Raw genomic sequence first — 13,370 nt, forward strand, 5'->3', positions numbered from 1 at the left:
ATCGCAGGCCAGCCCGCACCTGTTGGAGCAAGCTGGCTCGCGATGACCGCAAAACAGACAAAACACACTCAAGATAAGAAGAACAGCATGCGCACATTGATGATTGAACCCCTGAGCAAAGAAGCCTTCGCCCCTTTCGGTGACGTGATCGAAACCGACGGCAGTGATCACTTCATGATCAACAATGGTTCGACCATGCGCTTCCACCGCCTGGCAACGGTTGAAACCGCCCAGCCGGAGGACCAGGCGATCATCAGCATCTTCCGCGCCGACGCGCTGGAAATGCCGTTGACCATCCGCATGCTGGAACGCCATCCGCTGGGCAGCCAGGCCTTCATTCCGCTGCTCGGCAACCCCTTTCTGATCGTGGTCGCGCCACTTGGCGATGAACCTGTATCAGGCTTGGTCCGCGCCTTCGTCAGTAATGGCAGGCAGGGCATCAATTACCATCGCGGCGTCTGGCACCACCCGGTGCTGACGATCGAAAAGCGGGATGACTTCCTGGTGGTTGATCGCAGTGGCAAAGGCAATAACTGCGATGAGCATTTCTTCAAAGAGGATGAGTGTTTGATCCTCGCCCCCCACCAATAAGAGAAGGTCTGATCACCCGACAACAAGGGTGACAGGCAAGAGGTAAAGACTGTGGAAGCACATCTGTTGGAATGGCTCAACCTGAGCGTGCGTTGGGTACATATGATCACTGGTGTGGCCTGGATCGGCGCATCGTTCTATTTCGTCTGGCTGGAGAACAACCTCAATCGCGTCAACCCCAAGGACGGCCTGTCCGGCGACCTCTGGGCGATTCACGGTGGCGGTATCTATCACCTGGAAAAATACAAACTGGCCCCGCCCTCGATGCCGGAGAACCTGCACTGGTTCAAGTGGGAAGCCTACTTCACCTGGCTGTCGGGGATTGCCCTGCTGTGCCTGGTGTTCTACTACAACCCGATGCTCTACCTGGTTGCCCCCGGCAGCGGCCTGAGCGGTCCTGAAGGCGTAGCCATCGGTATCGGCGCGTTGATTGCCGGCTGGTTCGTCTACGACTTCCTCTGCGATTCGCCATTGGGCAAGAAACCTGCCCTGCTCGGCTTCATCCTGTTCGTTCTGCTGATTGCCGCCGCTTACGGTTTCAGCAAAGTGTTCAGCGGCCGTGGCGCATACCTGCATGTGGGCGCCATCATCGGCACCATCATGGTGGGCAACGTGTTCCGCATCATCATGCCGGCCCAGCGCGCACTGGTGGCGGCGATCGCGGAAAACCGCACACCGGACCCGACCCTGCCGGCCAAGGGCCTGCTGCGTTCGCGTCACAACAACTACTTCACCCTGCCTGTGCTGTTCATCATGATCAGCAACCACTTCCCGAGCACCTACGGTAGCCAGTACAACTGGTTGATCCTGGCCGGGATCGCGGTCCTGGCGGTGCTGGTACGTCACTACTTCAACACCCGGCATGACAGCCACAAGTTCGCCTGGACCCTGCCCGTTGCTGCACTGGGCATGATCTGCCTGGCTTACGTGACGGGTCCGACGCCAGCTCCCAGCGCCCCCGAAGTAGCCAAGGCCGCCGGCCAGATCGAGTACCAGCCCCTGCCGGAAACCGCGCTGGGCGGTGGCGCCAAACCCGCGGCGCCAGCCAGCGCAGAAGCCCCGGCGGCTCCAGCGGCAAGTCCGGCACAGGCATCCAGTGCCGGGCCATCCTTCGACAAGGTGCATAACGTGATCCAGGAGCGCTGCACGGTTTGCCATTCGGCCAAGCCCACCAGCCCCCTGTTCAGCACGGCACCGGCCGGGGTGATGTTCGATACCCCGGAACAGATCCGCCTGCAGGCCGCACGTATCCAGGCCCAGTCCGTCGCCAGTCAGATCATGCCATTGGGCAACATCACGCAAATGACCCAACAGGAACGTGAACTGATCGGTGCCTGGATTGCCCAGGGCGCCCAGACCAACTGATCAGCGCCTGTCGCCGGGCCGATTCGCGAGCAAGCTCGCCCCTACAGAACCGGACTCATCTGTAGGGGCGGGCTTGATTGCCATCAGCCGCTCAAGCTTCGCCCGTTGCAGACACGCTGCGCGTAAAGACGCAGCGGTTAAATCACAAGAATAAAAAGATCCGAGGTGTTGCATGTCCGATTCATCCGAACAGTGCGTCCCCGATGCGCCCGCCATTCAGCGTCTGCCCTTCTTGCAACTGATCCTGGTCGGTCTGCAACACGTTCTGCTGATGTACGGCGGTGCAATTGCGGTGCCGCTGATCATCGGACAGGCCGCGGGCCTGAGTCGTGAAGAAATCGCCTTCCTGATCAATGCCGACCTGCTGGTAGCGGGGATCGCCACCATCGTCCAGTCGCTGGGCATCGGCCCCATGGGCATTCGCATGCCGGTGATGATGGGGGCCAGCTTCGCCGCCGTCGGCAGCATGGTGGCCATGGCCGGCATGCCCGGGATCGGCATGCAGGGGATTTTCGGTGCAACCATCGCCGCAGGGTTCTTCGGCATGCTGATTGCGCCGTTCATGTCCAAGGTGGTGCGTTTCTTCCCGCCCCTGGTCACTGGGACGGTCATCACCTCGATCGGTTTGTCACTGTTTCCAGTGGCGGTGAACTGGGCCGGCGGCGGCAGCGCTGCCGCGCAATTCGGGTCCCCCATCTACCTGGCTATCGCCGCGCTGGTGCTGGGCACTATCCTGTTGATCCATCGCTTCATGCGTGGCTTCTGGGTCAATATTTCCGTGCTGATCGGCATGGGCCTGGGCTACATCCTCTGCGGCCTGATCGGCATGGTTGACCTCAGTGGCATGGCCCAGGCGCCCTGGCTGCAGGTGGTCACGCCGCTGCACTTCGGCATGCCGCAGTTCCATCTTGCCCCCATCCTGTCCATGTGCCTGGTGGTGGTGATCATCTTCGTCGAGTCCACCGGGATGTTCCTGGCCCTGGGCAAGATCACCGGCCAGGAGGTCACCCCGCGCATGCTGCGCCGCGGCCTGCTGTGTGATGCCGGGGCGTCGTTCTTCGCCGGTTTCCTCAACACCTTCACCCACTCTTCCTTCGCCCAGAACATCGGCCTGGTGCAGATGACCGGGGTGCGCTGCCGTTCCGTGACCATCGTCGCCGGTGGCCTGCTGATCATCCTCAGCCTGCTGCCCAAGGCGGCGTTCCTGGTGGCCTCGATTCCTCCAGCGGTACTGGGCGGCGCAGCCATCGCCATGTTCGGCATGGTGGCCGCCACCGGGATCAAGATCCTCCAGGAAGCCGACATCGCTGACCGCCGCAATCAGTTGCTGGTGGCTGTGAGCATCGGAATGGGCCTGATTCCCGTGGTCCGCCCGGAGTTCTTTGCCCACCTGCCGCTGTGGATGAGCCCCATCACCCACAGCGGCATTGCCATGGCGACCTTGAGCGCCCTGGTGCTGAACCTGCTGTTCAACATCCTCGGCGGCAGCGAGCGCGCGGCCAACAGCGCCCACCACGCTCATCAGCATTGAGTCGCCCCCCGGGCGCCGGTTCGGCGCCCGGGGGCTGCTGCACCGTTCACGCTTGAATGCGGCGCCAGGCCCCCAGGACCGAGCGCCGCCCACAGACGCCGCGCCTTGACAATAAAAACAAACAGGGAGCACTCCTATGCAGCCTGCCCAGGCCCCTCTGGCGGTGGCCGCTCCACGGCCATTGGCGCCGGCCCAGCGCCCCGATGGCCAGCGATCATTGCCCGGCTATTGCCCTTCATTGCGGATACCTGCCTGATATGGTCGGCCAGCCTGCCCCAAAGTGGTTGCAAGTGCGCCGTTGCGGCGCACTTGAGCCCTGCCGTGAGAGCCAGTATTCTCCGCGGCCGCGCAAATCTGGTCTAAAAAAAAGCCCGGATGAAAAACCTGACCCAAGAGCCAACTTATCCCGGCCTGGACAGGTAACAAGGCGCCCGAAAATAGCGCGAAAACACTCTCGCCCGGCTGTATCGCTACAGCTGGACGGGAGTTTTTTGCTTTTTTTCGGCCTTGGCTCAGCTCTTGCTAAAAGCAACAAAGCTGACCGATCGGATGGTTTTTTACAGCAAAGAAAAAAGGCGCCACACCAGAGCGTCAAGCCAAAAAAAACGTGGAACTACCTACTTGGGAGCAACCGAATGAAATCGATGTGCAAGAGCCTGATGTTGGCCACCAGCCTGCTGGCCGGGGGGCAGGCCGTGGCTGGCGACCTGTTGCAATGGCAGAACAACAGCCTGACTTACTTGTATGGCAAGAACTTCGAAGTCAACCCGCAGATTCAACAGACGGTCACCTTCGAACACGCCGACGCCTGGAAGTACGGGGACAACTTCTTCTTCCTCGACCGCATCTTCTACAACGGCAAGGAAGACGGCAATGTCGGCCCGGACACCTACTACGGCGAGTTCTCGCCACGCTTGTCGTTCGGCAAGATCTTCGACCAGAAACTGGAATTCGGCCCGATCAAGGACGTGCTCCTGGCGTTCACTTACGAATTCGGCGAAGGCGACAATGAGTCCTACCTGATCGGCCCGGGCTTCGACCTGGCAGTACCGGGCTTCGACTACTTCCAGCTGAACTTCTACCAGCGCCACACCGAAGGCAGCCGCGCGGGTGACAACGTCTGGCAGATCACTCCGGTGTGGTCCTACACCATTCCCGTGGGCCGCTCGGACATCCTGATCGACGGTTTCATGGACTGGGTGGTGGACAACGACCAGAACGCCAAGGGCACCTACCACGCCAACCTGCACTTCAACCCACAGATCAAATATGACTTGGGCAAGGCACTGAACTGGGGCGCCAAGCAGCTGTACGTCGGTTTCGAGTACGACTACTGGAAGAACAAATACGGCATCAAGGATTCGCGTAACTTCGAGACCAACCAGGACACCGCCAGCCTGTTGGTCAAATACCACTTCTGATACCCCCTGAGACGGCCGGCCCTCATATTCCGATGAGAGCCGGCCACTCAGACTGATGGGCCAGCGCGATGCTGCCTATCAGGCAAGACGTGATCCGGAGTCCCGCCAGAATCCCGGATCGGCACTCTTGAGCCGTTCCACCGCATTGTGGATGTGGCTCAGCGCTGCTTGCCGCGCCCCTTCGACATCACGCGCGGCGATGGCCCCATAGACCGCGAAATGCTCATCGCGCACCGAGTGCGCCAGATCCCGGCGCCGCTCCTCATTGGAACGGGTAATGCGGATCGCCTCCTTGATGAACTGGGCAATGAACTCATGCAATGAGGGATACAGCGGATTGCCGGTGGCCTGGGAAATCGACAAGTGAAACGCCAGGTCCTGCTCCACGCCGTCCTGGCCGGCCTGCTCGGCCACATCGATGGCCAGCAATGCCTGATGGATCGCCTGCAGTTGCTCGGGGGTGTGCCGCTGCGCCGCCAGCGCCGCCGCCTCGCCCTCGATACCACGTCGCAGTTCAGTCACCCGCAGAACCGCCTCGATCGACCCGCGAACATCCAGATCGATAGTGAAGGCCTTGATATGCGCGCCCTCGCTGACCACGGTGCCGCTACCTTGGCGCACCTCCACCAGCCCGGCCGACTTCAAGCGCGAAATCGCCTCGCGGATGACCGTACGGCTGACCCCGAAACGCTCGCACATAACCGGCTCGGTGGGCAGCCGCGAACCCGGCAGGGCCTCGCCACTGGCGATATGCGCCTTGAGTGCCGCAGTCACTTGATCCGCCAGGGTGCCCTTGGCCGCATCCTTGAGCGTCGCCAGGGAATCGACGGCGAGGGAAGAGTTGTCAGGCTTGGACATGAGTATCTCTGTATTCAAAGTGGCTAACGGTACTGCATTTCGTGCACGCCGTCCCGCTCGGTATCCGGCCGTTGAATTCGTATGATGTATTATGATATCTAAGACATCTCAGCAAGTCTGATAAAAACAAAATCACCCAAATACAAGAAAAAAGGATGGGTAAAGAGATGACTGAATCACTGTCGCAAACTGCCGCCCGCTCCCCCACCGCCTCCTTTGAAGACCTGGCTTATCGCAAAGTCGCCTGGCGCATCCTGCCGTTGCTGCTGTTGTGCTACCTGGTGGCCTACCTGGATCGAGTCAACGTCGGCTTCGCCAAGTTGCAGATGTCCGAAGACCTGCAATTTTCCGAAGCGGTCTACGGACTGGGCGCGGGGATTTTCTTCATCGCCTACTTTCTGGTGGAAATTCCCAGCAACCTGATCCTGCATCGGGTCGGTGCGCGCCTGTGGATCGCTCGCATCATGATCAGTTGGGGCATCATTTCCTCGTGCATGGCTTTCGTCAGCACCCCTACCTCCTTCTATGTGATGCGCTTTCTGTTGGGCATCGCCGAGGCCGGGTTCTATCCGGGGGTCATCCTCTATCTGTCGTACTGGTTCCCTTCCAACCGCCGCGGCAAGATGTACGCCCTGTTCGCTACCGCGGTACCGCTTTCGGGGTTGATTGGCGCGCCGCTGTCCGGTTGGATCATGAGTGCCCTCAATGGCCACCAGGGCTTTGCAGGCTGGCAATGGATGTTCTTCCTCGAAGGCTTGCCGTCGATCCTGGTGGGCGGCCTGGTGATCTACTGCCTCCGCGACCGTATCGCCGACGCGGGCTGGTTGACCCGCCAAGAAAAAAACCTGCTGCAGGCCCGAATCGAGGCCGAGACCGACGGCCATCAGGTTCACAGCGTCAGGCAAGTGTTCGGGCAACCCCGGATCTGGCTGCTGACCGCCATCTATTTCTGCATGATCGCCGGCTTCTACACCGTTGGCTTCTGGCTGCCCTCGCTGATTCGCCAGGCCGGGGTCAGCGACGTGTTCGAGGTCGGCATGCTCACGGCGATTCCCTATGCCGCGGCAGCGCTGACCATGGTGCTGATCTCCCGCAGCGCCGACCGGTTGCGCGAACGCCGCTGGCATTTGGCGCTGACCGCCGTGCTTGGCGGTATCGGCCTGATGATTTCCGCCACCTGGAGTGACAACTTCACGGTATCGATGATCGGCCTGACCCTGGGGGCCATGGGCGCCTTCAGCACCCTGCCGCTGTTCTGGAGCCTGCCCACGGCCTTTCTCGGCGGCACCGCGGCCGCCGCCGGCATTGCCTTGATCAACTCCTGGGGCAACCTCGCCGGCTTTGTCTCGCCCTACCTGATGGGCTTTCTCAAAGACCTGACCCAAAGCACCACCATCGGCATGTACGTCATGGCCAGCGCGTTGTTCATCGGCGCCCTGCTGGTCTTCAAGATTCCCGGAAAACTCGTCAATCGCTGAACACTTGGAGCCACTCATGAATATTCTTGTCACCGGCGCGGCCGGCTTTCTCGGACGGCGGCTGATCGAAGCCTTGCTGCAACGGGGCACACTGACCGACCGTCACGGCCAATTGCAGCCCATCAAGCGCATTACCGCATTTGACCGGGAGCCCGTGCAGGGCCTTGATGACCCACGGGTGCAGGTCAAGGAAGGAGACATTAGCGATGAACAGGTGCTGGCCAAACTGATCGACGCCGACACCGATAGCATCTTTCACCTGGCCGCCGTGGTCTCCAGCCAGGCGGAAGGCGATTTCGAACTGGGTATGCGGGTCAACTTCAGTGCGACCCAAGGTCTGCTGGAACGGGCGCGCCAGCTGGGCTCCTGCCCAAAGTGGGTGATGACCAGTTCTGTGGCCGTTTTCGGTGGGCAACTGCCGGAGAACGTCGACGATGATCAGGTCTGGGCTCCGCAAAGCTCCTACGGGACCCAGAAAGCCATGAATGACCTGCTGCTCGCCGATTACAGCCGACGCGGCTTCGTCGATGGTCGCAGCCTGCGCATGCCCACCATCGTGGTGCGGCCAGGCAAACCGAACCTGGCGGCGTCCAGCTTCGCCAGCGGTATCATCCGCGAACCCCTCAGCGGCCAGGCCAGTGCCTGCCCGGTGGCCCTGGATACCCGACTCTGGTTGATGTCTCCAGCCCGGGCCATTGCCAACCTGATCCATGGTCATGAACTGGCCGCAGAGCGCTTGAGTCAGGGCCGAGTGATCAACATGCCCGGTCTGTCGCTGACCGTGGCGCAGATGATCGACGCGCTGCGGGAAGTGGCCGGAGACGAAGTTGCCCAGCGTATTCAGCTACGCCCGGACGCCAGGATCGAACGCATCGTCGGCTCCTGGCCGGGAGCCTTCAGTGCAGGATATGCACGCGAACTGGGTTTCACCGCGGACGAGGATTTTATCGGTGTGATCCGCCAGTTCATCCAGGACTACCTGCCTCACTGACCTCAGGCTGCGAAAATCCCGGGCTCATCGGCTGAGCCCGGGCATCAACCCTTAAGGCCCAGAAACCGCGCCAACTCCTCGCCCTTGGCCAGAGCGTCACTGCGCCCCAGTTCGATCAACTCGCTGCAATACGACGCCTCGAACAGCAAATAGCTCAGGACCCCGGCACCACTGGTCCGGGTTGCCCCCGGTCCGCGCAGGAACAAGCGCAGAGCCGCTGGCAACTCCTGCCGGTGCCGCGCCGCTATTTCGTCGATCGGCTGACTCGGGGCAATCACCAGCACTTCCACCGGCGCGATACCCAAGCCGCGATCCGCCGCACTGCCTGGTAACAGCCGACTGAAATGATTGAGCCGCTCCAGCAGTTCGATATCGCTTTCCAGACTGTCAATAAAGGTGCTGTTGAGCATATGGCCACCAATTTGCGCCAGAGTCGGCTGCTGCCCGGTGTAAGAACGCTGCCGGGTGGCGTCTGGATCATTGCCCCGCGGGTTGCCACTGACCCCCACCACCAGCACGCGGCTGGCCCCCAGGTGCAACGCCGGGCTGATGGGCGCCGACTGGCGCACGGCACCGTCACCGAAATACTCCTGGTCGAGCTTCACTGGCGCGAACAGCAAGGGAATCGCCGCGCTGGCCAGCAGGTGGTCCACCGTCAGCTGAATGGGAACGCCGATGCGCCGATGACGCAACCAGGGATCGATGACCCCGCCACCTTGATAAAAAGTCACCGCCTGTCCGGATTCGTAGCCAAAGGCCGTCACCGCTACCGCATGCAGCTGGCCTTGGGAAATGGCCTGGTTGATGCCCGAAAGATGCATGTGCTGATTGAGCAGGTCGCGTAGCGGCGAGTTGTTGATCAGCGCCACCGGCACCTGAGCACCGAGCCCCAACAGGCTGTGGCCGACAAAACGACTGGCTTGGCGAATCACTCCCGGCCAATCGCTGCGCATCACCTGATCGCTGCGAAAGCTGCGCCAGAATGCCGTGAGGCGTTCGATTGCCGCGGGAAAATCCGTGGCCCCACTGGCCAGGCTGACCGCGTTGATGGCCCCGGCAGAGGTACCAACGATCACCGGAAACGGATTGCGCGCCCCAGGCCCCAACAGCTCGGCAATCGCCGCCAGCACGCCCACCTGATAGGCGGCACGGGCACCACCGCCGGAAAGAATCAAACCTGTGATCGGTTGCGCAACACTCATCTACTCACTCCATCCGTGGCGCACAAGATCCGGCAATCAATGCCAGGCGGTCAACCGCGCTTCTTGTAAAGCTTGGGCTCGCCCGGCGGCCGGCTCTTGAAGCGTCGATGGGCCCAGAGGTACTGCTCGGGACAGGCGCGCAACGCACTTTCCACCCACTGATTGATCCGCAGGCAATCCTCTTCTTCAGTGGCACCGGGAAAATCCGTCAGGGGTGCATGAATCACCAGGCGATAGCCACTGCCATCGGCCAGGCGCTCCTGAGTGAAAGGCACGACCAGCGCCTTGCCCAGGCGGGCGAACTTGCTGGTGGCGGTCACGGTAGCCGCCTGGATGCCGAACAACGGCACGAACAGGCTCTGCTTGGCGCCATAGTCCTGGTCCGGTGCATACCAGATGGCCCGACCGGAACGCAGCAGCTTGAGCATGCCACGCACGTCCTCTCGCTCCACGGCCAGGGAATCCAGGTTGTGTCGCTCGCGGCCACGACGCTGAATGAAATCGAACAGCGGGTTCTTGTGCTCGCGGTACATGCCATCGATGGTGTGCTGCTGCCCCAGCAGCGCCGCGCCAATTTCCAGGGTAGTGAAGTGCAGGGCCATGAGAATCACCCCATGACCTTCGCGCTGGGCCTGCTTGAGGTGTTCCAAGCCTTCGACATGGGCCAGGCGCGCCAGACGCTGCTTGGACCACCACCAGCTCATGGCCATTTCGAAGAAGGCGATCCCGGTGGAGGCGAAGTTTTCCTTGAGCAGGCGCTTGCGCTCTGCGGCGGATTTTTCCGGGAAACACAGCTCCAGATTGCGTCGGGCGATAGACCGTCGATCGCCGGCTACTCGGTACATCAACGCCCCCAGGGCGCGACCGATTTGCAGGAGCACGGGATAAGGCAGTTGGACGATCAGCCATAACACGCCAAGTCCCAGCCACAGCGGCCAGAAACGTGGAGACAAGAATGCAGCTCGAAAACGCGGGCGATCCATTACAGATTCCGGGACAGACAACAAGGTCGCGCATTCTACATCGGTTCGACCTGGCTTGCGGGGCGCGGGCGATCTCGTTATAAGTCTCGGCACTTTTAGTGACAAGCCGCCTTCTGCAGACCATGAGCCAAACCGAATCGCTAGACCAAGATCCTGTGTTCCAGTTAAAGGGCAGCATGCTCGCCATCACGGTGCTGGAACTGGCCCGCAACGACCTTGAAGGCCTCGATCGCCAACTGGCCGCGAAGGTCGCCCAGGCGCCAAACTTCTTCAGCAACGCGCCACTGGTACTGGCGCTGGACAAGCTGCCTGCTGCCGAGGGCTCGGTGGATCTGCCCGGGCTGATGCGTGTCTGCCGCCAGCACGGTCTGCGCACCCTGGCGATCCGCGCCAGCCGGATTGAAGACATTGCAGCGGCCATTGCCGTCGATCTGCCAGTGCTGCCACCTTCCGGTGCCCGGGAGCGCCCCCTCGATCCGCCGGAAAGCGAGGTCAAGAAAGTACCGGAAAAGCCGCCTGAACCAACCGTGAAACCGACCCGCATCATCACTTCGCCAGTACGCGGCGGACAGCAGATCTACGCCCAAGGTGGCGATCTGGTCGTGGTGTCCTCGGTCAGCCCCGGCGCGGAACTTCTCGCCGATGGCAATATCCATGTATACGGCCCAATGCGTGGTCGGGCGCTGGCTGGCGTCAAAGGTGACACCAAGGCACGGATTTTCTGTCAGCAATTGAGCGCTGAACTGATCTCCATCGCCGGTCAGTACAAGGTTTCCGAAGACCTGCGGCGCGACCCTTTGTGGGGCTCTGGAGTCCAGGTCAGCCTGTCGGGTGACGTGTTGAACATCACACGTCTTTAACGGATACTGCCGCATTTTCCAAGCATCTCTAAAACGTAGCGATTACGGCTCAAACGAAGTAGGAAATTGGCAATCAGCAGAGTTTATCGACGATAAACCCTGCCGCTGACCGAGCTCCAGCCAAGGCTGTCCGACTGCAGTAGTTTTCAAGAGATGTTTTTCAGGGGCTAAAAGTCCTTTTTCCTTAGGGGTGAAACACCTTGGCCAAGATTCTCGTGGTTACATCCGGCAAGGGTGGTGTGGGTAAAACCACCACCAGCGCCGCTATCGGTACCGGCCTCGCTCTGCGCGGTCACAAAACAGTCATCGTCGACTTCGACGTCGGCCTGCGTAACCTCGACCTGATCATGGGTTGCGAGCGTCGCGTGGTGTATGACTTCGTCAACGTGGTCAATGGCGAAGCCAACCTGCAGCAAGCCCTGATCAAAGACAAGCGCCTGGAAAACCTCTACGTACTGGCCGCCAGCCAGACCCGCGACAAAGACGCGCTGACCCTGGAAGGCGTGGAAAAAGTCCTGATGGAACTCAAGGAAACTTTCGAGTTCGTGGTCTGCGACTCCCCAGCCGGTATCGAGAAAGGCGCCCACTTGGCCATGTACTTCGCCGACGAAGCGATTGTCGTGACCAACCCTGAAGTCTCTTCGGTCCGCGACTCCGACCGTATGCTCGGCCTGCTGGCCAGCAAATCCCGCCGCGCCGAAAAAGGCGAAGACGCGATCAAGGAGCACCTGCTGTTGACCCGTTACAACCCGGAGCGCGTCAGCAATGGCGAAATGCTTGGCGTTGAAGACGTCAAAGAAATTCTCGCAGTGACCCTGCTGGGCGTGATTCCGGAATCCCAGGCCGTGCTCAAGGCTTCCAACCAGGGCGTGCCGGTGATTCTCGACGACCAGAGCGATGCGGGCCAGGCCTACAGCGACGCAGTCGATCGTTTGCTGGGCAAAACCGTGGAACACCGGTTCCTTGATGTCGAGAAGAAGGGATTCTTCGAGCGCCTGTTTGGAGGTAGATAATGAATCTTTTTGACTTCTTTCGTGCCAGCAAAAAGGTCAGCACCGCGTCGGTAGCGAAAGAGCGTCTACAGATCATCGTGGCGCATGAACGCGGCCAGCGCAGCACCCCTGATTACTTGCCCGCCTTGCAGAAGGAACTGGTGGAAGTGATCCGCAAGTACGTCAATATCGGGTCCGACGACGTGCACGTCGCTCTGGAAAACCAGGGCAGTTGCTCGATCCTGGAACTCAATATCACCCTGCCTGATCGCTGATTGATCCGACGGGAGCCACGGCGGCTCGCTGACCTCATGCACAGCATTGAGGTCGGCGAGCCGCCGTTGGCGTTTGTTACGAGGCTGTTTTAATGCCGTTGTCGAATATCCACATCCTGCATCAGGACCCCGCCGTCCTGGTGGTGAACAAACCCACCCTGCTGCTTTCAGTCCCCGGTCGCGCCGACGACAACAAGGACTGCCTGATCACTCGCCTGCAGGAAAATGGCTACCCCGAAGCCCGTATCGTCCACCGACTGGATTGGGAAACCTCAGGGATCATTCTCCTGGCCCGGGACGCGGACACCCATCGCGAACTGTCGCGACAGTTTCATGACCGCGAAACCGAAAAAGCCTACACCGCCCTGTGCTGGGGCCAACCGGAACTGGACAGCGGCAGCATCGATCTGCCCTTGCGCTATGACCCGCCAACCAAACCCCGGCATGTGGTGGACCACGAATTCGGCAAGCACGCCCTGACCTTCTGGCGAGTGCTGGAGCGCTGCGGCGACTGGTGCCGGGTCGAGCTGACCCCCATCACCGGCCGCTCTCATCAGTTGCGGGTACACATGCTGTCCATCGGGCACCCACTACTGGGCGATGGCCTCTACGCCCACCCGCAGGCCTTGGCCGCCTGGCCAAGGCTGTGCCTGCATGCCAGCATGCTCAGCTTCACTCATCCCCAGACCGGTGAGCGCCTGCGCTTCGATTGCCCCGCGCCCTTCTGACAGCGTTCTGCAGGAGCGGGTTTTCCGGCGAAGGCCCCCTGACGACCATCCCCCAGGTCGACAACCGCTTCGCCGGCAAGCCGGCTCCTACAGTG

At 61.0% G+C, this 13,370-nt stretch carries 13 protein-coding genes; 10 read left to right on the forward strand and 3 right to left on the reverse strand.

From position 1 onward, the window contains the following. Nucleotides 1-87 precede the first annotated feature (87 nt). The 4 genes from PFZ56_RS27205 to PFZ56_RS27220 all read left to right on the forward strand — a co-directional run bounded on the left by PFZ56_RS27205 (nucleotide 88) and on the right by PFZ56_RS27220 (nucleotide 4,908). On the forward strand, nucleotides 88-591 hold the full coding sequence (locus PFZ56_RS27205; protein WP_102880511.1) for an ureidoglycolate lyase: 504 nt from the start codon (nucleotides 88-90) through the stop codon (nucleotides 589-591). Nucleotides 592-642: 51 nt separating this feature from the next. Next, nucleotides 643-1,956, forward strand: coding sequence for a urate hydroxylase PuuD (locus PFZ56_RS27210; protein ID WP_170001889.1), 1,314 nt, complete (start codon nucleotides 643-645; stop codon nucleotides 1,954-1,956). A 172-nt stretch (nucleotides 1,957-2,128) separates the two neighbouring features. Beyond that, the gene (locus PFZ56_RS27215) at nucleotides 2,129-3,487 is read left to right on the forward strand and encodes a nucleobase:cation symporter-2 family protein (protein ID WP_102860799.1); all 1,359 of its coding nucleotides are present in this window, start codon (nucleotides 2,129-2,131) and stop codon (nucleotides 3,485-3,487) included. A gap of 635 nt (nucleotides 3,488-4,122) precedes the next feature. Continuing rightward, entirely contained in the window at nucleotides 4,123-4,908 is a 786-nt protein-coding gene (locus PFZ56_RS27220; protein WP_102880513.1) for an outer membrane protein OmpK, read from the forward strand. A 78-nt stretch (nucleotides 4,909-4,986) separates the two neighbouring features. On the opposite strand, the gene PFZ56_RS27225 is transcribed toward PFZ56_RS27220, so the two are convergent. Further along, nucleotides 4,987-5,766 (reverse strand): FadR/GntR family transcriptional regulator, encoded by a 780-nt coding sequence (locus PFZ56_RS27225; protein WP_222933647.1) that lies wholly within the window; start codon nucleotides 5,764-5,766, stop codon nucleotides 4,987-4,989. A 167-nt stretch (nucleotides 5,767-5,933) separates the two neighbouring features. Between PFZ56_RS27225 and PFZ56_RS27230 the strand changes: the two genes are divergently transcribed. After that, on the forward strand, nucleotides 5,934-7,244 hold the full coding sequence (locus tag PFZ56_RS27230; protein WP_170001891.1) for an MFS transporter: 1,311 nt from the start codon (nucleotides 5,934-5,936) through the stop codon (nucleotides 7,242-7,244). A gap of 16 nt (nucleotides 7,245-7,260) precedes the next feature. Further along, a complete protein-coding gene (gene denD / locus PFZ56_RS27235; protein ID WP_110651494.1) occupies nucleotides 7,261-8,235 on the forward strand; it encodes a D-erythronate dehydrogenase in 975 nt (324 codons plus the stop codon). A gap of 44 nt (nucleotides 8,236-8,279) precedes the next feature. On the opposite strand, the gene PFZ56_RS27240 is transcribed toward denD, so the two are convergent. Together PFZ56_RS27240 and PFZ56_RS27245 are read right to left on the reverse strand one after the other, a co-directional pair. Beyond that, entirely contained in the window at nucleotides 8,280-9,437 is a 1,158-nt protein-coding gene (locus PFZ56_RS27240; protein ID WP_102880515.1) for a patatin-like phospholipase family protein, read from the reverse strand. A gap of 50 nt (nucleotides 9,438-9,487) precedes the next feature. Next, nucleotides 9,488-10,420 (reverse strand): lipid A biosynthesis lauroyl acyltransferase, encoded by a 933-nt coding sequence (locus tag PFZ56_RS27245; protein ID WP_102880516.1) that lies wholly within the window; start codon nucleotides 10,418-10,420, stop codon nucleotides 9,488-9,490. A gap of 122 nt (nucleotides 10,421-10,542) precedes the next feature. Between PFZ56_RS27245 and minC the strand changes: the two genes are divergently transcribed. From minC to PFZ56_RS27265, 4 genes are all read left to right on the forward strand, one after another. Continuing rightward, nucleotides 10,543-11,280 carry a septum site-determining protein MinC gene (gene minC / locus PFZ56_RS27250; protein WP_102860793.1) on the forward strand — a complete coding sequence of 246 codons (738 nt, stop codon included), beginning with the start codon at nucleotides 10,543-10,545 and terminating at the stop codon, nucleotides 11,278-11,280. A 200-nt stretch (nucleotides 11,281-11,480) separates the two neighbouring features. Continuing rightward, the gene (gene minD / locus PFZ56_RS27255) at nucleotides 11,481-12,293 is read left to right on the forward strand and encodes a septum site-determining protein MinD (RefSeq protein WP_011062650.1); all 813 of its coding nucleotides are present in this window, start codon (nucleotides 11,481-11,483) and stop codon (nucleotides 12,291-12,293) included. After that, entirely contained in the window at nucleotides 12,293-12,547 is a 255-nt protein-coding gene (gene minE, locus PFZ56_RS27260; RefSeq protein WP_007898843.1) for a cell division topological specificity factor MinE, read from the forward strand. The genes minD and minE overlap by 1 nt, the downstream gene beginning before the upstream one ends. 92 nt (nucleotides 12,548-12,639) lie before the next feature. Beyond that, nucleotides 12,640-13,275, forward strand: a complete 636-nt coding sequence (locus tag PFZ56_RS27265; protein WP_102860792.1) for an RluA family pseudouridine synthase — start codon at nucleotides 12,640-12,642, stop codon at nucleotides 13,273-13,275. Nucleotides 13,276-13,370 lie beyond the last annotated feature (95 nt).

Source organism: Pseudomonas danubii (assembly GCF_042980055.1).
GTDB lineage: Bacteria > Pseudomonadota > Gammaproteobacteria > Pseudomonadales > Pseudomonadaceae > Aquipseudomonas > Aquipseudomonas danubii.

Coding starts and splice junctions, on each gene's coding strand:
- minC (WP_102860793.1), top strand. CDS start 10,543: ATGAGCCAAACCGAATCGCTAGACCAAGATCCTGTGTTCCAGTTAAAG.
- minE (WP_007898843.1), top strand. CDS start 12,293: ATGAATCTTTTTGACTTCTTTCGTGCCAGCAAAAAGGTCAGCACCGCG.
- PFZ56_RS27265 (WP_102860792.1), top strand. CDS start 12,640: ATGCCGTTGTCGAATATCCACATCCTGCATCAGGACCCCGCCGTCCTG.
- PFZ56_RS27230 (WP_170001891.1), top strand. CDS start 5,934: ATGACTGAATCACTGTCGCAAACTGCCGCCCGCTCCCCCACCGCCTCC.
- PFZ56_RS27220 (WP_102880513.1), top strand. CDS start 4,123: ATGAAATCGATGTGCAAGAGCCTGATGTTGGCCACCAGCCTGCTGGCC.
- PFZ56_RS27215 (WP_102860799.1), top strand. CDS start 2,129: ATGTCCGATTCATCCGAACAGTGCGTCCCCGATGCGCCCGCCATTCAG.
- PFZ56_RS27225 (WP_222933647.1), bottom strand. CDS start 5,766: ATGTCCAAGCCTGACAACTCTTCCCTCGCCGTCGATTCCCTGGCGACG.
- PFZ56_RS27245 (WP_102880516.1), bottom strand. CDS start 10,420: ATGGATCGCCCGCGTTTTCGAGCTGCATTCTTGTCTCCACGTTTCTGG.
- PFZ56_RS27240 (WP_102880515.1), bottom strand. CDS start 9,437: ATGAGTGTTGCGCAACCGATCACAGGTTTGATTCTTTCCGGCGGTGGT.
- PFZ56_RS27205 (WP_102880511.1), top strand. CDS start 88: ATGCGCACATTGATGATTGAACCCCTGAGCAAAGAAGCCTTCGCCCCT.
- denD (WP_110651494.1), top strand. CDS start 7,261: ATGAATATTCTTGTCACCGGCGCGGCCGGCTTTCTCGGACGGCGGCTG.